Genomic DNA, 18,369 nt, shown 5'->3' with positions numbered 1-18,369 from the left:
TCCAGCCCGCGCCGCGGAAGAACGCTTCGAGTTCCTGCATGATCTTGCCGTTGCCGCGGACGGGTCCGTCGAGGCGCTGGAGGTTGCAGTTGATCACGAAGTTCAGGTTGTCGAGCTTGTCGTTGGCGGCGAGCTGGAGCAGGCCGCGGGATTCGGGTTCGTCCATTTCGCCGTCGCCCAGGAATGCCCAGACCTGCTGGTCCGAGGTGTCTTTGAGGCCGCGGTTGTGCAGGTACCGGTTGGACTGGGCCTGGTAGATCGCGTTCATCGGGCCGATGCCCATGGACACGGTGGGGAATTCCCAGAAGTCCGGCATGAGGCGCGGGTGCGGGTAGGAGGAGAGCGCGTGGCCTTCCTTGGACTTTTCCTGCCGGAAGCCGTCCAGGTCCTCTTCGGAGAGCCGGCCTTCCATAAACGCGCGGGCGTACATGCCGGGGGAGGCGTGGCCCTGGAAGAAGACCTGGTCACCGCCGCCGGGGTGGTCCTTGCCGCGGAAGAAGTGGTTAAAGCCCACTTCGTACAGGGTGGCGGCACCGGCGTAGGTGGAGATGTGTCCGCCTACGCCGATATCGGCCCGCTGCGCCCGGTGCACCATGATGGCCGCGTTCCACCGCAGCCAGGACCGGTACTTCCGCTCGATCTCTTCATCCCCCGGGAACGCCGTCTCCTGGTCCACCGGGATGGTGTTCACGTAGTCCGTGGTGGTCACCATCGGGACTCCGACGCTCTGCGCGCCGGCCCGCTGGAGCAGGCTCCGCATGATGTATTGGGCACGCTCGGTGCCCTGTTCCTGAATCAGGGCATCCAGGGACTCCAGCCATTCGGCGGTCTCTTCCGGATCACGATCGGGCAGCTGGTTGGTCAACCCGCTGAGGATATGGGAGGTCTCTTCTCCTGCAGCCACGTCCAGCCTCTTTTCATCGTTGAATAGTTGGCTCAAGTTTTCATTCTGTGAGAAAACTTTATTGCATCTCGAGATTATCCAAGCGACGATCCGCGCGTCAAGGCGAGCGGACGGTCACAATCGGCGGCCACGGACTCCGATGCGGCGGATGCCGAGGGGGTACTGCCTGAACGCTTAGCTGCCCCGATAGGTGGAGTACGCGAACGGGCTCAGCAGGAGCGGCACGTGGTAGTGCGGCTCCTGCTCCACCACGCCAAACGTGAGGGTTACCTCCGGGAAGAACGCCTCCGTGCCGCTCGCTGCGAAGTACTTGCCGGTGTCGAACGCCAGGCGGTAGGTCCCCGAGGGCAGCCGCTCCGGTCCCAGCTCTTTGATTCGGCCGTCCGCATCGGTGGCGCCCTCGGCGATCCGGACCCAACGCTCGCCGTCGAGCACGTGGAGGGTTACCGGGACCTCGGCCGCCGGTTTTCCGGAACCGGTATCGAGTACATGGGTGGTGACGTGGGAAATGCTCATTTGCCCATCAGTCCTTCGAGTCGGAGCACTGCGATTTCCCGCAACTGCTGGCCAATGATTGATTGCTCTGCTTCGGGGGTGTGGGCGAGCCTGGTGTTGAGGGCGGCCAGGATCTCCTCCCTGCTGCGGCCCGCGGCGCGGATCAGGAACACCTGCCCGAACTTCTCCTCGTAGGCCCGGTTACCCTCCGCCAGGGCCTCGGTGACGGCGGCGTCGGCCACCCCCAGTCCGGCCTGTTCCGACTGGGACAGCCTTGCTTCCGCGCTGTCACCCTGCGCACGCTCGCCGATCCGCGGATGGTGAGCGAGAGCTGCTTCAATCTCTGCCGGGGTGAAGGGATTGGCTGCGCCGCGGCCTGCCGCCAGGAGCGCGTCGGGACTGGAATAGGGGCGCGCGTCGGCGAGCTCGTCGATCCAGCGTTGGATATCCAGGCAGGGGCGCAGGAAAGCGGCGGCCTCGGTGCGGCCGGCCGCGTTGAACTGTTCAAGATTCATGAGGCAAATCCTCGTGTTTCAATGCTGGCATCCACGGTGTAAGGCTATACGGATATTTAATTCCGCATCATGGAACTGTTATTTCAGCATATGCAAAAGTCAACCGCACGCACCTGCGGGTGTCAACTTCCGAGACTGTTTGGGTGATGCCCCAACAGAAGGGGGAACGCCCCCAACAGAAAGCGGTCGACGCCGGGAGTCCCGCCGTCGTCCGCTGACGCGCAACCTCTGCCGACGGGCAATACGGTCAGCCGCCCGCCGGGTTACCGCGCGGTTACAGTTGCGGCACGCATTTCCCGGTTCCCAGCAACGCCAGCCCCGCACGGTCGCCATCGCCAAAGTCGAACTGCCCGCTGTTTTCCGCATACATGAGCTGCGTGGGATCGTCCACGTGGTCCAGCCCCAGGACGTGCCCCAGCTCGTGCATGATGATGGCGCGGATGTGGGCAGGCCCGTCCGGCCAGGCCAGTCTCTCTGCAAGGTCCGGTGCATCGAGGGTCACCTGGCCGGCGACGTACACGTAGGGCTCGCCAGGAATGTGGGCGTAGGCGCTGCCGCCGGTCCCGGCAACCGTCCCGGCCAGCTTGGGTGCTCGCTCTGGAGACGACCACGCAATGAGAATCGGCGCCCACTGCTTGCCGTAGCGCGCCGGCTGGTAAGTTTCGCGGGCTTCCGATGGCGCCTCGGACGTGGTTCCGTCATACACGAACTGCAGTCCGGAGGCCGCCGAAACTGCGGACACGGCCTGCTGGATGAGTACGTCTGTTCCCGGCGGCGCATTGTCCGGCCGGACCACGTAATGCAGCGGACGGCAGGGATCATAGGCAACGAAGGCCTGTCCCGGGTCCGGAGACTTCTGCAGGACATAGCCGGTGGATCCGCTGGTGGCCGGCGGCAGTCCGAGCGGGGCTGATGCGGCCTCAAACCCTGGCGGCGGCACCTTGGCGCCAGGCATGTAGGGCGTGGCTGCCGGCAATACAAACCGTTCGAAGAGGGTCGGCGTGAAATAGAGACAGACCACGAGGGCGATGCCCAAAACCGTGGCGGAGCGTGATCTCCACTTGCGCCCGCTGGGCGAGCGGCGGATGCGGGGATAATCCCTGCCGCCGGAATCTGATGCCACGAGTTGCCCCTTGTGCTGCCAAGCCCGTCTCCATTGATGGTCAGCCCAGCATAGTGGCGGTCCAGCAGATCCGTACGGGGTTATTCCAAATGGTGCGTTAAATGAGGGAACGGACGACGGCGGCGGGTCCCACCTCCGGACGCGGTGGCCTTCTCCGGTATCGTTGGTCCATGGTGCGGAACCTGGCCGATATCGGTGCTGAAGGCGTATTGCTCGCCGGGGCGGGCCGCGCCATCCTGCTGCAGATCGCGAACCCCGCGGTTGGCCATGGCGTCGCCGAGCACAGTGACTTTATCGCCCGCCCGTTGGACCGCTTCCGGGCCACCGTCACCTACGTCTACGCCGTGGTTTACGGCACCGAGGACCAGGTCGCGGCCGTTCGCCGCAGCGTGAACCGGGCCCACTCGGCGGTCCGTCGCAAGCCTGACGCCGGTTCCCACGGGTACAGCGCGTTCGATGCCCAGGCGCAACTATGGGTGGTGGCAACCCTGTACGACACAGCCATCACCGTCTACGAAAAAATCTACGGCCCGCTCGACAACGAGGCAGCCGACCTTATGTACAGCGACTACGCGAGAATCGGCACCGTACTGCAACTCCCCGCGGACCTGTGGCCGGCTGACCGCGCAGCCTTCCGGACATACTGGGACGCGTCCCTCCGGACACTGGAGCTGGATGCCGTAACCGCCGGCGTCGGCCGCGACCTCCTGTACCCGCCGGCTGGTCCGCTCTGGCTGCGGATGAGCATGCCACTGATCCGGTTCATTACCGCCGGCCTGCTGCCTGACCACTTGCGTGCCGGCTTCGGGCTGCCGTGGAGCGACCGCCACAGCCGCCTGTTCGACCGCACCACCCGGTGGTCCGCCCTGGTGTATCCACGGCTGCCGCGACCGGTCCGGCACTGCGTCAAGAATTACTGCCTCGGCCGGCTCCGCACCTCGTAGGAACGCACCGCGCGGGGAAACGGACGACGGCGGGAGGTCCCCGCCGTCGTCCGTCCCTGCCTGCAGCGACTGGCCCCGCGATGGTGCCCGTGGCAGACCATCTTTCGGCGTCACCGTAACGAATCCCTGTCATGAACTACTACAGTCAAGCAGCGCAGGAACGGGTTCGGGACGCTGCATACGACGCAGTCGAGAAGGTCCTCAACAGCATGTTCGAACCGTTGAACCGGCAGGCCCTCACATCGCGCTGGAACCAGGCCTGCGAAGCCATGGCGAAGCATTTGGAAGCCCGGGACGCCGGCGAGGAGTAGACGCCGTACTTTCGGTCTCAAATAGGATTGACAGACGATCGAAATCGAAAGTTTTGAGCTGTCTATGAAGGTCACCACCACAACGCTCCAGATGCTCCAGCCGCCCGCCTGGACGGCGCGCCCGTTGCCCGATGAAGCCCGGCTGGACCGGGCTGATGGGGTCACTCCGGAGTTCGCGCGGTTCCTCTATGGCCTGGTGGGCGGACCGTGGCACTGGACGGACCGGCTCGAATGGACGCGTCGGCAATGGGCCGAGGAACTCGCGGTGCCTGGGACGGAATTCTGGGTCCTCTATGGTGAGGGCGTGCCGTGGGGCTATATCCACCTTCAACCCGTGGTCGCCGAGGATGGCACGCACGTGGAGGTCAGGTACTTCGGACTTTCAGAGCAGGCGATCGGCCGGGGTCTTGGCGGCCGGCTCCTGGAGCACGGCATTACGGCGGCCTGGTCGCTGACACAGCGCGTCGACCTCCCGCGGGTGTCCCGCGTCTGGGTCCATACCTGTAGCCTCGATGGCCCCGCGGCCCTGGCGAACTACCAGTCACGCGGCTTTGTGCCGTGCGGGACCGAGGACGAGAACCAGGAAGTGGCGGCCGAGCCGCTGGGTTCCTGGCTGGCTACCGGGGGCCGATAAGAGATTGCGTAGCTGACGCGGGCGGACGCGGAAATTTGGGCAAATGCCCTCGTTTATGGGCCTAACCGGGGGAAAAATTCCCTTGAGTTGTGACCTCGCGCACACCAAGGTTGAGTGCACCGAGCAGTCACATTTCACCTCAGCCGCCTCTCACGTTGGAGAAGAGCCATGCCTCAATCATCCGTTGCCCCACCCGCAATAACGTCCGGCCCCAAAATAGACAAGATGCGTAAGATCGCCGTAGCCAGTGTGATCGGCACCACCGTTGAGTGGTATGACCTGTTCCTCTTTGCTACCGCTTCTGCCCTCGTTTTCAATAAGATCTTCTTCCCCAGTTTTGACGCGTTGGTTGGCACCATGCTGGCGTTCGGCACGTTCGCTGCCGCCTATGTCGCGCGGATGGCCGGCGCCGCGCTTTTCGGCCACTTCGGTGACCGGATGGGGCGCAAATCAATGCTCCTCACATCCCTCCTGACAATGGGGGCAGCGACCTTTGCCATCGGCCTCCTGCCGGACTACGCGACGATCGGCATCGCGGCGCCGATCCTTCTGCTCGTGCTTCGAGTCATTCAGGGACTTGCCCTGGGCGGGGAGTGGGGCGGAGCGGTCCTGATGGTGGTGGAGCATTCTCCGAAGGACAAGCGCGGATTCTTCGGGTCACTGGTCCAGGTTGGCGTCCCCGGCGGAACGCTGATCGCGAACCTCGTGTTCCTGATCATCGCCGGAATCATGCCCGAGGAAGCACTGCTTGCGTGGGGCTGGCGGATTCCCTTCCTCGCGAGTGTCATCCTCGTTGCCGTAGGTCTTTACATTCGGCTGACCCTGGAAGAGACGCCGTCATTCCAGGCCGTCAAGGACGCGGGAGCGAAGGCAAAAATGCCGCTGGCCGAACTGCTTAGAAAGTACTGGAAGCAGGTCCTTCTCGGCGCGCTGGCGACAATTTCCACCGGAACAGCCTTCAATATCCTGGTGGCGTTCGGACTGACCTACGGCAAGACAAAACTGGGCTTTTCCACCAATGACATGCTGATTGCAGTCCTGGCGGCGTGCGCCGTGGGAATCATCATGCTCCCCGTTTTCGGCAAACTGTCCGACAAATTTGGCCGAAAGCCGATTATCGTCGGCGGGATAATCGCCGAGATCGTCGTCGCATTCCCGCTGTTCTGGCTGATGGACACCCGTTCCCTGGCCGGAGTGGTCTTCGGATACATCCTGCTGATGACGGCATTTTGTGCGAACTACGGACCGATCGCGACTTTCCTGGCCGAACTCTTCGGATCGCGGGTCCGCTACTCCGGCCTCTCCGTGGCCTACATGCTCGCAGGACTCCTTGGAAGTGCGATTACACCGGTCGCCACAACAGCTCTGCTGAACGCGACAGGTCAAGGGTCCTCCGTGGCATGGTTCATGATCGGCTCGGCTGCTGTTTCCCTCGTGGCACTGCTCCTGCTCACTGAAACGCTGCGTTCCAACATCGATGCAATCCATGAGGCTCCTTCCGAGGCTGCCGACCACGACGAACTTGCACGCGCATGATCCGGCGCATCGGCACACTCGACGGCGCCAGCGTCCGCTCCAGTCAACCCCCTCGGGCGGTGGTGGCCAACGGCCTGGTATTTACCTCAGGACAGGTACCGCTGCGCTCCGCCTCTGAATCGGAGAGCCGGAACTTCGCCGACGACGTTCGCCTGGCGCTGGCAAACCTCTCGGCGACTCTCGAAGAGTCGGGGTCCAGTCTCCAACACGTACTGAAAATAACGACGTTCCTGACGGATCCACGGCTGGCCGAATACAACGAGATCTACGCGGACGTCTTCGGCGATAATCTTCCTGCCAGGACCACCGTTATGGTGCCTGCAAGTGACCACAGTATTGAAATCCATTGCATAGCGGCGGTGGCTGACGGCCAGAAGCCACCGCTGATTCGCCGCATCGCGAACGCTCCAGGAATGGCTCCGGTCCTGGGACCCTATTCCCAGGCAGTCGTGGCAAACGGAATGGTCTTTACATCAGGCCAGATCCCGGCACGAACCAGTATGCAGGACCAGCCGGAGGACTTCGCCGGAAAAGTCCGCCAGACCCTGACCAACCTGGAAGCCATCCTCCTTGAGGCCGGCTCTGATCTTGCCCACGTCGCGAAGGTCACCACCTACTTGACGGACCCTGAGCAGTTGGCTGAATACAACGGAGTGTACGCCGAGGCTTTCGGGTTAACGTTGCCGGCCCGCACTTCATGCTGCGTTGGCATCTGGGACATAGCGCTGGAAATCGAATGCATTGCCTTTGTGGCGGACGGACCGCCCCAGGGCCGATTTCCTCAAGAACCGGAGCTTGTCTCGGCTACCCAGAAAGCAGGGGAGACATGCTGACGCGACTGGCGACATTTCCAGGGATGGCGGCCTCGGTGGGACCGTTCTCCCAAGCTGTGGTTGCAGGGGGATTCGTCTTCACCACAGGCCAGATTCCACTGGTCGCCGGAACGGAGGATCGGCCGGCGGACTTTGACGGGAAAGTCCGCCAGGTGCTGGCTAATCTCCAAACCGTTCTTGAAGGGGCAGGCTCCAGCCTGGACCACGTGGTCAACGCGACCGTGTACATATCGGACCAGAGCCAGGACAAGGAATACCGCCGCATCTATGCTGATGTTTTCGGTTCCCATGCACCTGCACTTACGTCCATCTGCGTGGGGATCTGGGATTTCTCCTTCGAGATTCAGTGCATAGCTGTCATGAAAGAGGGCGGCAGCTCATGAACGGCGCAGTTCGTCTGACTCAGGCCCTGGATGCTGAGCTGGTCAGCCGGCTTCAATCCGCGAGCTTTCCCACCATCGGGCATTTCCTGGAGGAAGGGTTCCTCGACTCGGGCATCCGGTCGATGCTCCGGAACGTCCACCTTGTTGGCCGGGCGGTGACCGTCCGGGTTGCCTCCGCGGATGCGTTCGCCACGAACCGTGCGCTGGCGCTTCTGGAACCTGGCGATGTCCTTGTCATCGAAACAGGGCATGACACCACTCATGCGCCTGTGGGTGCCGTCACCGCATGTGCAGCCCAATGCGCCGGTGCCGCAGGGATCGTTGTGGACGGGGTGGTGACCGACATTGTGGAGCTCCGGAGCGCGGGGCTTCCGGTGTTCGCCCGCGGAACCAGTGTCCTTACGGCTAAGCGCCAGCTGGATGCCAACAGCGCGGTGAATGTTCCGGTGCTGTGCGGCGGGGTGATGGTGAACCCCGGCGATGTAGTGATGGCCGACGATAACGGCGTCCTGGTTCTCTCACCCGAGGAAGCCGCTGCCATTGTTGACCTGGCCCTGTCAACGGACCGTGCTGAGCCGGACATTCTGCGACGCCTGCGTTCGGGAGAGGCCATCGGCACCGTTCTTCCCGGCGGCATGGAATAAGCTCCACGCGACCGGCCGGGATATCCCGGCCGGTCGCTTAGCTGTTTAATGTGGGCCGCACCGGGGTCCTCCGCCCACAGAGGTCGTTCGGCGTCTGATCACCCGTCCTTGGCAAGAATGAAGGTAACAAAGCCCAAGACGTCCCGGTGGCCGCGCAGCCACATCATTCTTGCCTTATTCAGCTCGTCCCGAATTTCTGCCGCCGACTCGTGCCCGGGGTGAGTCACCAGCCACTGCTCCCGATTTCGGAGATGGCCGCACTCAAATTCTTCCCATTCCTGACTGGTTGAGGTCCGCAGATCCAGAACGCGCCATCCAGCGCCGGTGACCGTTTCGACAAGGTCAGGAAGGAGTAATGCATCATCAACTGTCGTCCCTGGCCACATGTGAGCCAACTGATCATCGGTTGGGGCCACAGACCAGAACTCGGCTCCAAAAACCAGACGTCCGGAAGGTTTGATGGAGCTGCGAAGACGGGCCAGGGCTTCGCTGATCGTCCCGAAAGCCTGGTACGAACCTATGTTTAGAACGAGGTCAGCGCTCTCCGCGTAATCCGCAGACGATTGCGCCTGGAATACGACCCGGTCAGCAAGCGCCCGTTGCTGAGCTGCCATGCGGGCCTGTTCAATGTAGGACTCCTTGATGTCAATGCCCGTACCGCTGGCATTTGGCATCGCCTCAAGGATGTCCAGAAGCATGCCACCCCAGCCGCACCCATGGTCCAGGACCGTTCGTGGCTGATTGGTTGCAAGATCGTTGACCAAGCGGTCGAAGGATTGGCGTCCGATCGGCGAATTGGTTCTGAGAACGGACGCTCCACCACGGGCGGGTGGCGTGGTGGGATCAGTCATGACGCTCAACCTAACATCCGATTGGTAAACATCAATCGCTCGCGCTAACCGTTTGGGCAACCTCCACTGGGACAGCCGCGCAAAGCTAACGGCACGATTGGCTGCTGAACGGATGCTCGAAGGGCCGGGCCGTAGCATTGGGCGGATGAAGGTTGGTAAAGTCCACGGACGCTCAGAGCCGAAACTGCAATGACCGGCGATAGGGATCGGGATGCGTCAAGGCGCCCGCGGCAGGCCCGGCCACGTGACGCTCTTGGACGGCCGCTGCCATACGGAAGCGCTGGCGTGGAGCCGGTCTCCGAGGAGCCGCTGCCGCCGGCGGAGACGTTGGTCTCGGCCCGGAGCCTGGTGGAGGCGGGCCGTCCCTTCGCCGCGCACGAGGTACTTGAGGCCCGCTGGAAAGCTGGGCCGGCCCAAGAACGCAACCTTTGGCAAGGTCTCGCCCAGCTCTGCGTCGCGCTCACTCACGCCGCCCGGGGGAACAACGTTGGCGCACTCCGGCTCTTCGAGCGCGGTGCGGCCCGACTCGAGGAGTACGGTTCAGGCGAAGGGCCGACCTATGGGCTCGATTTGTCCGCCGTTGTGAGTTGCGCACGTGATCGGATGGGCACCGGCGGCTGAGCTCTCCAGGCCGCGAAGCGGCTTTAGGGCCGGGCCAGCACCGGTGCAAGCCGATGGATGCCCTCGGTGATGAGGTCGGGGCTAAGTGCGCTGAACGCCAGGCGTAGCTGATTCGACGGCGCGGTGCCCGGCGAAAACGCGGCTCCCGGAAAGAACACCACACCGGCGTCCACCGCCGTCGTGATGAGCGCCTGGGTGTCCACAGACCCAGGCAGCGTGAGCCAGGTGAAGAAGCCGCCTTCAGGCCGGGTCCAGGTGACGCCGTCGGGCATGGTCTCGGAGAGGGCAGACAGGGCGGCATCACTGCGGAGCCGATAGGCGGCGCGGGAGACATCGAGCTGGCCCTGCCAGTCGTAGTCGCGGAGGTAAGCAGAGGCGAGCATCTGGTTGAAAGCCGGAGGGCACAGGGTGCTGGACTCTCCGATAATGAGGAAACGCTGCTTCAAGTGGGGCGGAACCAGCGCCCAGCCGAGCCTGAGGCCGGGAGAGAATATTTTGGAGAAGGAACTCAAATAGATGACGTCCAAGGGGTTGGCCGCCCGCATTGCGGGGAGCGCGTCGCCACGGTAGCGGAGCAATCCATAGGGGTTGTCCTCCACCACCAGGATGTTGGCGTCCCGGCAGATGTCCACTACCTGCTGTCGCCGTTCCAGGCTGAGGGTCACACCGGTTGGATTGTTGAAGTTGGGAATCGTGTAGAGGAACTTGATGTGCTTTCCGAGTCCCCGCAACGTGTTGATGCGTTCTTGAAGAGCTTCGGGTATCAGGCCGTCGGAGTCCGTGAGGACCGGCTGGACGTCCACTTCGTAGACGGAAAATGTGCCGAGGGCGCCCATATACGTGGCATCATCGGCCAGCACCGTGTCCCCGGGATCGCAAAGAATCTTCGTCACGGTGTCCAGGCCGGACTGGGATCCGATGGTCACGGAAACGTCGTCGGGGTCGGCATCCGCGATGCCTTCAAGGGACATGACGGTGCAGATCTGCGACCGCAGTTCCTCGGTTCCCTGGCCCGCACCGTACTGCAGCGCCCGGGAACCCTGGCAGGCGATGATGGCGGCCGCCGTCTCGCCGAGGGCACCGAGGGGCAGTGATCCGACGTCGGGGTTTCCACCTGCCAGCGAAATAATCCCTGGCCGGGCTGCGGCGGCAAAGATCTCCCGCACGGCCGTGGATGGCGTCGGTGCCGCCCGTCGGGCCCACAGTTCCGTGTGGCCCGGGCGGACGGGCATGACATCCGGTTCCACCACGGTCATGGTGCGATTCCCGCAGCGTCTGATGGGACGTGCTGGAGAACCTTTGGCCTGCCGTCCGCCAACTGCAGGCCAGGTGTTAGATAGGTGAACGTGCCGCCGACAGAGGTGGCGAGCACTTTAAGTCCGGAGATATCGTCGACGGCGAGCGGAGAGCCTGACAGGACAGTGAAGTCCGCCAGTTTCCCCGGGGTCAGTGCGCCCTTGATATGGGAAGTGCCAGTGGCCGCGGCAGCTCCGGTGGTATAGGCCGCTAGGGCCTGAAACGGGGTCAGCCGCTCATCCGGGTTCCCGAAGACATTCCCGGTTGACGTGAGCCGGTCCACGAACGCCTGCATTCCGCGAAGCACATTGCCGTCTGCCACCGGACGGTCCGAGCTGCCGGCAACAGTCACACCGGCCGCCAGAAAGGACGCTGCCCGGTAAGCCCAGCCCAGCCGTTCCTGGCCCAGCGAGGCGGTCATGCCGTCCCCGCCGTCCGCGAAGAAGCTGGCCTGCGGGGTGACGGCGATTCCAGCCGCCGCGATCCGGACCACCTGTTCAGGCCTGGTGATGGACGCGTGCTCAATCCGGTTGGGAACGGTCCGCGGCGCGTACCTTCCCGCGCAGTCCGTGATGATGTCAATCGCCAGGTCCACTGCCCGGTCGCCGATGGCGTGGGCGGCGATGGACCAGCCCGCCGCGTAGGCGGCCTCTATGCGGCTCCGCAGCGCCTCAGGATCGGCCTGGAAATACCCAGTGTTGCTGCTGTTATCGGTGTGTCCGTGGCTGCAGTAGGCCTCGCTGACCGCTGCCGTCTCGCCCAACAGTGAGCCGTCCAGGAAGACCTTGGCCGGCCCGAGGGACAGTAAGTCGTTGCCAAAGCCGCTGTAGATGCCCAAATCGAGGCCAGCCGCACCAGCCGGATCTGCGTCATGCCCCTCCAACGGGTGGAGCGCATCGAGGACCGGCATAAGCTGTGCACGTGCGTGAAGCCGCCCGTTGGCCAGGGCGCGCTGGTAGACGGCCAGTTCCACGGGGCTGTGCCCGATCCAACCGCCACCGATTCCGGCTTCGGTGAAGCTGGTGATTCCCTCCGACGCGTAGTACCGGGTCCCACGGTCCAGGGCTGCTTCGATGCCATCCAAGGTATACGGAAGGATCAGCTGTTGGATCAGCTGCTGCGCCGTCTCCTGGACCAGCCCCGTGGGCCGGCCGGCGGCATCGCGGACTATCACCCCGCCGTCGGGGTCCGGGAACGACGGCGACTCGGCACCTGCCAGCCGCAGCGCCGCGGTGTTGACCACGGCCATATGACCCGAGTTGTGGCGGATAAACAGCGGCCGGTTCCCCGTGATCCGGTCCAGTATGGCGATGTCCGGAAACTGGCCCCCGTGCTGGGTCTGGCTGAAGCCGGTGGCCATGAGCCAGTCACTCTGCTGATCCGGCGTGTTCTCCTCACCGGTGGCCCCAGTCGTGGCCATGTCCGCCTCCAGCAGGGCATACAGCTGGTCCAGGCCGCGGGCGGGCGCAACATCCACTTCTGCCAGGCCCAGGCCGAACCAGGTGGTGTGGCAGTGGGCGTCGATGAAGCCGGGAGTCACCGTAGCGCCGTTCAGGTCCAGGACCTCGACGGCGTCCAGCCCCAACAGGTCCTCGTCCAGGCCCACCACGCGGCCCTGCCAGATGCCCAACGAGGTGGCGTGCGGGCGCCGCTCGTCCATGGTGATGATGTCCGCGTTGCGCAGCAGCAGATCGAGTTTCATGGGTTACCTAGCGGTTGAAACGGGCAGGTCAGCGGTGGGAGGCGGTGACGGATTTGATCCGTGTGCTCAATGCTTCATACCTTCTTCTTCGATGCTGAGTGCCGGCAGGAAGATGCCGGACAATGCGGTCAGGATGGAAACCACCAGGAGGATGATGGCGCCAGGCCAGAATGAGTTGCCGCTGGCGGCAACCAGTGCCGTGGCAATCAGCGGCACGAAGCCGGAAATCACGCCGGCGCTGTTGGAGGTGATGGCTACCCCGGTGTAACGGACCTTCGTGGCGAAGAGCGAGGTCAGGGCGGTGCCGGAGACGGCGTAAGGGATCGACAGTGTGCACACGCCGACGATCATGGCCAGGATGACCAGGACGGGGTTGGCGGTGTCGATTGCTAGGAAGACCGGCACGGCGACGGCAGCGGAGGCGATGCCGCCCCAGAGGATGACCTTGCTGGCGCCGTACTTCTCGCCCATCCGGCCGGCCCAGATCAGCACGAAGATCTCGAACACCGCGGCGAGGAGCGAGCCCAGCAGGAGGATCTCGTAGGGCATCTTGAGGACCTTGGTGCCGTAGAAGACCACAAAGCTGGTGATGAGGTAGAAGCCGCCGATGCCCAGGAGCGCAGAGCACCCGCCCACCAGGATCTGGCGCCAGCTCTTGGTCAGGACGCCTCGGATGGGGGCGTGCTCCGTTTCGCCGGACTCCATGAGTGCCTCGAACTCGGGTGATTCGCTGAGCTTGCTGCGGATCCACATCGAGATGGCCAGCAGCGGGATGGCCGCAATAAACGGGATGCGCCACCCCCAGGCGTCGAAGTTGGTCTGGCCCACGAGGTAGAGCATGCCGAAGAAGCCGCCGGAGGACAGGATGGTGCCGATCGGGGAACCGATCTGCGGCAGCGCCGCGTAGCGGGCGCGCTTGGCAACCGGGGCGTTTTCGACGGCGATAATCACCGCGCCGCTCCACTCGCCGCCTACTGCCAGGCCCTGCAGGATGCGCAGCGCCACCAGGATGATGGGGGCTGCGACGCCGATGGTCGCGTAGTTCGGCAGCAGCCCGATCAGGCCCGTGACGACGCCGATACCGACAATCGTGATCATCAGGATCTTCTTGCGCCCCACCTTGTCACCCAGGGCTCCGAAAATGAATCCGCCGATGGGACGCGCCACAAAGCCCACGGCAAGGGTGGCGAACGAGCTCATCGCGGCGACGAACGGATCAGCGGAAACAAAGTACTGGGCGTTGAACACCAGGGCGGCGGCCGTGGTGAAGAGGAAGAAGTCGTACCACTCCAACGCGGTGCCCACCAGCGCCGCCAGGGCCACTTTCTTCGTCACACGCTCGTCTACAACGCGGGGTACCGATGGTCCGAGACCAGTTGCGGGGCTGCTGCTTGCCATGCTTACTCCAAATACGGATGGTAGGGCGGATAGATTCGGCCGGTCGTGGCCGGCAGGGCCATCGGGGGCAGTCGAGCCCGGATGGGTGTGATGCGTCTCACCAGATTCAATTGTCTCAGTAGATCTGCTCAAATAAGTTAGCTAGCGGCAACCGAAATCCGCTTGTATTGTGTGTAAATGCACAATACTGAGGATGATGCGGTCTCTCGCAGGTGGTCGGAGCTCGTGGAACTGCTTCACGACAAGGTGGATACCTTGGCCGGGAAATTTATCACCCAAGTCCGCGACATCCCTGAATATCGGGACTCCACCGTTGACACCGATGAGATCATGCTGACGGCTCGGGAAACCTTCCACCGGCTGGTGAACGCCCTCAGGAGCGGCGGGAGCCGGCCCGGTGGGGAACTGGATGGAGAATTTTCTGCGGCTTTGGGTGCCAAACGTGCCCGGTCCGGAATTCCAGCCGAAGCCCTCATTTCCGCGGTGCGTTTGGACTTCACCATTCTTTGGGCAGAGCTGTTGGCGATCGCTGATCCGGCAGATGCGCCCATGCTGACATCGCGGGTGGACCAGGTGTGGCGTGTTGTGGACGAGTTCGCCGCACGGACAAACGCAAGTTACCTGAACGAGCGCGTGCGCATGGCTCAGGAGGAGTCGAGCATCCAGAACGAGTTCATTGCGCGACTGTTCAGTGTGGTGAATCCTTCGGCGGAAACGGCCGCCCAGGTCGCGGACGCACTCGGGGTCTCAGTCGACGCCCGTTTTGGGCTTGTCGCAGCAAGCGGGAGCGCCGCCGCCCTGCTGCGAACAGCCCAGGGAAAGGCCGCGACCAGGCGCAATCAAACACTTTTTCTCCGGGAATCGGGCGACATGGCCTATGTCTTCTGGCCCGTGCCAGCATCGCGATCCGGAGACGACAAGGCCCTCATTTTCACGGTGCCACCGGTATTTGCAGATATCCCCTGCGGTGTAGCCGAAGCGAACGGTCTGCGCGGATTGCCCAAAGCCGCGCGGACGGCTTCAAGCCTGGCGGCCCTCCTGCAGCCCGCGGACACAGGGCCGTTGTCTGCCAACCAGGCGTGGCCGCGACTTGCCAAGCGGCAACTCGCGGAGTCGGGCCTGGACCTTGTGGAAGAGATCGACGCTGCGCTGGAACCGTGTCGTGGCGCGGAACGGGAGAGGCTCACGGAGGCGGCGCGGTACTTTCTTCAGTCGGGCAGCGTGGCGCTCACGGCGGAAGGGCTCTTTTGCCACCGGAACACGGTCCTCAACAGGCTCAACCGGTTTCAGGAGCTGACCGGGATTGATCTCACCGTGCCCAACCAGGTCGCGCGGCTCGTTGTGGCATGGGCCTGACCCGCCGCCGCGTCCGGACGTTATCACCACAAAACAGAAGCGGACGACGACGGGAACCTCCCGCCGTCGTCCGTTTCCGCACTGTCCGCCGTAGGCTGGAACCGACAAATGGGTGACCGAAAGGGTGACAATGGCGGAGGCGATAACGGCCGGGCTGCTGGGCGAAGTGATGGCTGAGCTCGCCGTGCTCGAGGACCCGAAGGTGCGCGAGGCGAACGAGAAGCGCGGCGATGACCACGGCGTGAACCTGTCCAAGCTGCGCGCTGTCGCAAAGCGGCTAAAGACACAGCACGAACTCGCGCGCGAGCTCTGGGCCACAAACGACACTCCGGCCAGGCTGGTGGCTGTGCTGGTCTGCCGGCCCAAGGCCTTCGAGCGCGACGAACTGGACACCATGCTCCGCGAGGCGCGGGCCCCCAAGGTGCACGACTGGCTGGTGAACTACGTCGTGAAGAAAAGCCCGCATGCGGAGGACCTGCGCGTGGCCTGGACGGCGGACCCTGATCCGGTGGTGGCAAGCGCCGGTTGGGCCCTGACCAGCGAACGGGTGGCCAAAAAGCCTGAGGGGCTGGACCTCGCGGAACTGCTGGACATCATCGAGGCGGAGATGAAGGACGCCCCGGACCGGCTGCAGTGGGCGATGAACCACACGCTGGGCTTCATCGGGATTGAGCACGCGGAGCACCGGGCCCGCGCGCTCGATATCGGCGAACGGCTCGAGGTCCTCAAGGACTATCCGACGCCGCCGAACTGCACGTCGCCGTTCGCGCCGGCCTGGATCAACGAGATGGTGAGCCGCCAGTCCCGGGCCTAAGGTTTTTGGCCCCAGGGCAAAACGAAAGCGGACGACGCCGGGAACCTCCCGCCGTCGTCCGCTTCAGTTTGAGCTGTGAACCGATCAGACGGTGGCGAGCTGGCGTTCCTGGCCACGGACGCTGACCGTGAAAGTGTTGGGGCCGCTGCACTGGACCGCGATGCGGCATTTGGTGGTGTTTGCCTTGACGGAGAGGTCGTGCACAATGCTCTCCAGGGTGTGCTCAACCGCCGACCGGTCCCAGATTTTCAGCGTGATGGAGTGGTTATCAAACGTCATTGTCAGTACTTTCGCTCATGCAGTTAACGGCTCCGCGTCGTCCTTGAGGGGGCCGCATCCTCGTCGGTGAGGATTGCTGATCTTGGTAGTGCGGGAACGAGGTCCCGCTTTCATGCTTCATGGTGGCCGCTGACATTTGCAACCGAAATGGCGAAAGTGTGAGCGATTACACGCTCGCGCCGCGCTTAGTTACTGACGGCGGCGTAAAGGTTCAGGGACGCCGAAAACACCAGCCACGATACGTTCGGCAGCATCAGGACGCCGGCCGTTTGGTTGATGGGTCCGAAGCGCAGGACTGTGAGGACCGCTGTGAGCGTGAGGGCGGCGAGGACGGCCAGTGCCAGCCAGAGCGCCGCGGTCCCCAGCAGTGGATACAGGCCGAAGAACGCCATGGGCCAGAGCAGATTCAGGGCCAGCTGGAGCCCGTACAGCCTGAGTGCGTGCCCGCGCGGGAGGCGCCGCTGCCGCCACACCAGCCAGGCCGCCACGGCCATTGCCGCGTAAAGGACCAGCCAGGCGGACGCGAACATCAGCCCGGGAGGCGTCCAGGGGGCCTTTTCTGCCAGGGCGTACCAGCCGCCCGTAGCCGCGCGGATCGGGAGGGATCCTACGAAGGACACGGACCAGGAGAGCGCGAGGAAGCCGAGCAGGGCGGCGAACTGCCGCCATGCTGATGGCCCGTCCGGGGCGGCCGGATCCGGGGTATCGGTGGGGATGGTGGCAGGCACTGACCCACTGTGGGCAATGGCGGGCACCCGCGTCAAACCGGGAGGCCGCGGAGGTCCCTTGACACGCTCCTGCCCCGAGCGTATCGTACAACCAAATGGTTGTAGATGAGCTCAGAGACGCGGACGTTGACCGCCTGTTCCAGGCGCTCGCGGACACCACCCGGCGGGACATTGTCCGGCGGGTGACGGCGGGGGAGTATTCAGTCTCCGGCCTCGCCGCCCTCTACGCCATGAGTTTTGCCGCCGTCCAGAAGCATGTGGCGGTGTTGGAGCGGGCTTCCCTAGTGACGAAGGAGAAGCGCGGAAGGGAGCAGATCGTGCGGGGTGACCACGAAGGCCTGCAGAGGGCCCGCCGGCTGCTTGACGAGTATGAGGTGATCTGGCGGCAGCGTGCCGGCCGGATCGAAGACATTCTGGCTGAAGGATAGGAAGGTTTTGTAATGCCTGTTATCAGTTCCACCAAGAATCTCGAGGCACTCAGCTTGACCCTCGTAGCGGAGTTCGACGCCGGCGTCGAGCGTGTCTGGCAGATCTGGGAAGACCCGCGGCAGCTGGAGCGCTGGTGGGGTCCGCCCAACTATCCGGCCACGTTTGACCGGTTCGACTTCCAGCCCGGCGGGAAGGCCGACTATTACATGACCACGCCCGAAGGCGAGAAGCCCCGAGGCTGGTGGAAATTCAGGACCATCGAGGCGCCGCGCAAGCTCGAATTTGATGACGGCTTTGCCGACGAAACCGGAGCGCCCGTGGATGCCATGGGCAGTGCCCATGCCGCTGTTGACCTCGAGGATCTCGGCGGCCGCACCCGGATGACCATCATGTCCACGTTCGACTCCGAAGAGCAGATGGAAGAAATGGTCAAGATGGGCATGGAGGAAGGCATGAAGGAGGCCGCCGGCCAGATCGACGCCGTCCTCGCCGAACACGCCCGCGCCTGAGTGGCGCTGACGGTTCTCACGCAACAGGGGAGAGTACGACGGCGGGACGTCCCGCCGTCGTACT

General features: G+C 63.9%; 21 protein-coding genes and 1 pseudogene. 12 read left to right on the top strand and 10 right to left on the bottom strand.

From position 1 onward, the window contains the following. The 4 genes and pseudogenes from ACZY0Q_RS09925 to ACZY0Q_RS09910 all read right to left on the bottom strand — a co-directional run. Nucleotides 1–904, bottom strand: a pseudogene (locus ACZY0Q_RS09925) (pyruvate dehydrogenase (acetyl-transferring), homodimeric type); the annotation flags it as partial. A gap of 174 nt (nt 905–1,078) precedes the next feature. After that, the gene (gene uraH / locus ACZY0Q_RS09920) at nt 1,079–1,420 is read right to left on the bottom strand and encodes a hydroxyisourate hydrolase (RefSeq protein WP_463916189.1); all 342 of its coding nucleotides are present in this window, start codon (nt 1,418–1,420) and stop codon (nt 1,079–1,081) included. Next, nucleotides 1,417–1,914: a 2-oxo-4-hydroxy-4-carboxy-5-ureidoimidazoline decarboxylase gene (gene uraD, locus ACZY0Q_RS09915; protein ID WP_463916187.1), complete on the bottom strand. Its 498-nt coding sequence runs from the start codon at nt 1,912–1,914 to the stop codon at nt 1,417–1,419. The genes uraH and uraD overlap by 4 nt, the downstream gene beginning before the upstream one ends. A gap of 274 nt (nt 1,915–2,188) precedes the next feature. Continuing rightward, nucleotides 2,189–3,037, bottom strand: coding sequence for a matrixin family metalloprotease (locus tag ACZY0Q_RS09910; protein WP_463916186.1), 849 nt, complete (start codon nt 3,035–3,037; stop codon nt 2,189–2,191). Between the two features lie 170 nt (nt 3,038–3,207). On the opposite strand from ACZY0Q_RS09910, the gene ACZY0Q_RS09905 reads away from it, so the two are divergent. The 7 genes from ACZY0Q_RS09905 to ACZY0Q_RS09875 all read left to right on the top strand — a co-directional run bounded on the left by ACZY0Q_RS09905 (nt 3,208) and on the right by ACZY0Q_RS09875 (nt 8,322). Continuing rightward, nucleotides 3,208–3,981, top strand: coding sequence for an oxygenase MpaB family protein (locus ACZY0Q_RS09905; protein WP_463916185.1), 774 nt, complete (start codon nt 3,208–3,210; stop codon nt 3,979–3,981). Nucleotides 3,982–4,112: 131 nt separating this feature from the next. Continuing rightward, the gene (locus tag ACZY0Q_RS09900) at nt 4,113–4,292 is read left to right on the top strand and encodes a hypothetical protein (protein ID WP_463916184.1); all 180 of its coding nucleotides are present in this window, start codon (nt 4,113–4,115) and stop codon (nt 4,290–4,292) included. Nucleotides 4,293–4,356: 64 nt separating this feature from the next. Next, the gene (locus ACZY0Q_RS09895; protein ID WP_463916183.1) at nt 4,357–4,926 is read left to right on the top strand and encodes a GNAT family N-acetyltransferase; all 570 of its coding nucleotides are present in this window, start codon (nt 4,357–4,359) and stop codon (nt 4,924–4,926) included. Between the two features lie 225 nt (nt 4,927–5,151). Continuing rightward, the gene (locus tag ACZY0Q_RS09890; protein WP_463916181.1) at nt 5,152–6,462 is read left to right on the top strand and encodes an MFS transporter; all 1,311 of its coding nucleotides are present in this window, start codon (nt 5,152–5,154) and stop codon (nt 6,460–6,462) included. Continuing rightward, on the top strand, nt 6,459–7,295 hold the full coding sequence (locus ACZY0Q_RS09885; protein WP_463916180.1) for a RidA family protein: 837 nt from the start codon (nt 6,459–6,461) through the stop codon (nt 7,293–7,295). Before ACZY0Q_RS09890 ends, ACZY0Q_RS09885 begins: the two co-directional genes overlap by 4 nt. Continuing rightward, on the top strand, nt 7,289–7,678 hold the full coding sequence (locus tag ACZY0Q_RS09880) for a RidA family protein (RefSeq protein WP_463916179.1): 390 nt from the start codon (nt 7,289–7,291) through the stop codon (nt 7,676–7,678). The genes ACZY0Q_RS09885 and ACZY0Q_RS09880 overlap by 7 nt, the downstream gene beginning before the upstream one ends. Next, nucleotides 7,675–8,322, top strand: a complete 648-nt coding sequence (locus ACZY0Q_RS09875; protein ID WP_463916178.1) for an RraA family protein — start codon at nt 7,675–7,677, stop codon at nt 8,320–8,322. Before ACZY0Q_RS09880 ends, ACZY0Q_RS09875 begins: the two co-directional genes overlap by 4 nt. A gap of 98 nt (nt 8,323–8,420) precedes the next feature. On the opposite strand, the gene ACZY0Q_RS09870 is transcribed toward ACZY0Q_RS09875, so the two are convergent. Next, nucleotides 8,421–9,173, bottom strand: coding sequence for an SAM-dependent methyltransferase (locus ACZY0Q_RS09870; protein WP_463916177.1), 753 nt, complete (start codon nt 9,171–9,173; stop codon nt 8,421–8,423). A gap of 189 nt (nt 9,174–9,362) precedes the next feature. Between ACZY0Q_RS09870 and ACZY0Q_RS09865 the strand changes: the two genes are divergently transcribed. After that, nucleotides 9,363–9,794, top strand: coding sequence for a DUF309 domain-containing protein (locus tag ACZY0Q_RS09865; RefSeq protein ID WP_463916175.1), 432 nt, complete (start codon nt 9,363–9,365; stop codon nt 9,792–9,794). A 23-nt stretch (nt 9,795–9,817) separates the two neighbouring features. Here the strand turns inward: ACZY0Q_RS09865 and ACZY0Q_RS09860 are convergent, their stop codons facing one another. From ACZY0Q_RS09860 to ACZY0Q_RS09850, 3 genes are all read right to left on the bottom strand, one after another. Continuing rightward, entirely contained in the window at nt 9,818–11,050 is a 1,233-nt protein-coding gene (locus ACZY0Q_RS09860; RefSeq protein ID WP_463916174.1) for an aminotransferase-like domain-containing protein, read from the bottom strand. Then, complete coding sequence (locus ACZY0Q_RS09855) at nt 11,047–12,792, bottom strand: amidohydrolase (RefSeq protein ID WP_463916173.1); 1,746 nt, start codon at nt 12,790–12,792, stop codon at nt 11,047–11,049. Before ACZY0Q_RS09855 ends, ACZY0Q_RS09860 begins: the two co-directional genes overlap by 4 nt. Before the next feature lie 66 nt (nt 12,793–12,858). Then, on the bottom strand, nt 12,859–14,190 hold the full coding sequence (locus ACZY0Q_RS09850; protein ID WP_463916172.1) for an MFS transporter: 1,332 nt from the start codon (nt 14,188–14,190) through the stop codon (nt 12,859–12,861). A 177-nt stretch (nt 14,191–14,367) separates the two neighbouring features. On the opposite strand from ACZY0Q_RS09850, the gene ACZY0Q_RS09845 reads away from it, so the two are divergent. Both ACZY0Q_RS09845 and ACZY0Q_RS09840 read left to right on the top strand, forming a co-directional pair. Further along, entirely contained in the window at nt 14,368–15,546 is a 1,179-nt protein-coding gene (locus ACZY0Q_RS09845) for a PucR family transcriptional regulator (RefSeq protein ID WP_463916171.1), read from the top strand. A gap of 130 nt (nt 15,547–15,676) precedes the next feature. Beyond that, complete coding sequence (locus ACZY0Q_RS09840; RefSeq protein ID WP_463916170.1) at nt 15,677–16,360, top strand: DNA alkylation repair protein; 684 nt, start codon at nt 15,677–15,679, stop codon at nt 16,358–16,360. Between the two features lie 84 nt (nt 16,361–16,444). Here the strand turns inward: ACZY0Q_RS09840 and ACZY0Q_RS09835 are convergent, their stop codons facing one another. Both ACZY0Q_RS09835 and ACZY0Q_RS09830 read right to left on the bottom strand, forming a co-directional pair. Then, nucleotides 16,445–16,639 (bottom strand): hypothetical protein, encoded by a 195-nt coding sequence (locus tag ACZY0Q_RS09835; protein ID WP_463916169.1) that lies wholly within the window; start codon nt 16,637–16,639, stop codon nt 16,445–16,447. A 185-nt stretch (nt 16,640–16,824) separates the two neighbouring features. Then, nucleotides 16,825–17,367: a TspO/MBR family protein gene (locus ACZY0Q_RS09830; RefSeq protein WP_463916168.1), complete on the bottom strand. Its 543-nt coding sequence runs from the start codon at nt 17,365–17,367 to the stop codon at nt 16,825–16,827. A gap of 95 nt (nt 17,368–17,462) precedes the next feature. Here ACZY0Q_RS09830 and ACZY0Q_RS09825 point away from each other — a divergent pair, with 95 nt between their 5' ends. Beyond that, nucleotides 17,463–17,795: an ArsR/SmtB family transcription factor gene (locus ACZY0Q_RS09825; protein ID WP_463916166.1), complete on the top strand. Its 333-nt coding sequence runs from the start codon at nt 17,463–17,465 to the stop codon at nt 17,793–17,795. A 12-nt stretch (nt 17,796–17,807) separates the two neighbouring features. Beyond that, nucleotides 17,808–18,305, top strand: coding sequence for an SRPBCC family protein (locus tag ACZY0Q_RS09820; protein WP_463916165.1), 498 nt, complete (start codon nt 17,808–17,810; stop codon nt 18,303–18,305). Nucleotides 18,306–18,369: the final 64 nt, after the last annotated feature.

It is taken from the genome of Pseudarthrobacter lactosi (assembly GCF_055412785.1).
The sequence above is the reverse complement of the archived record's forward strand: the minus strand, read 5'-3'. Positions and strand labels throughout refer to the sequence as shown.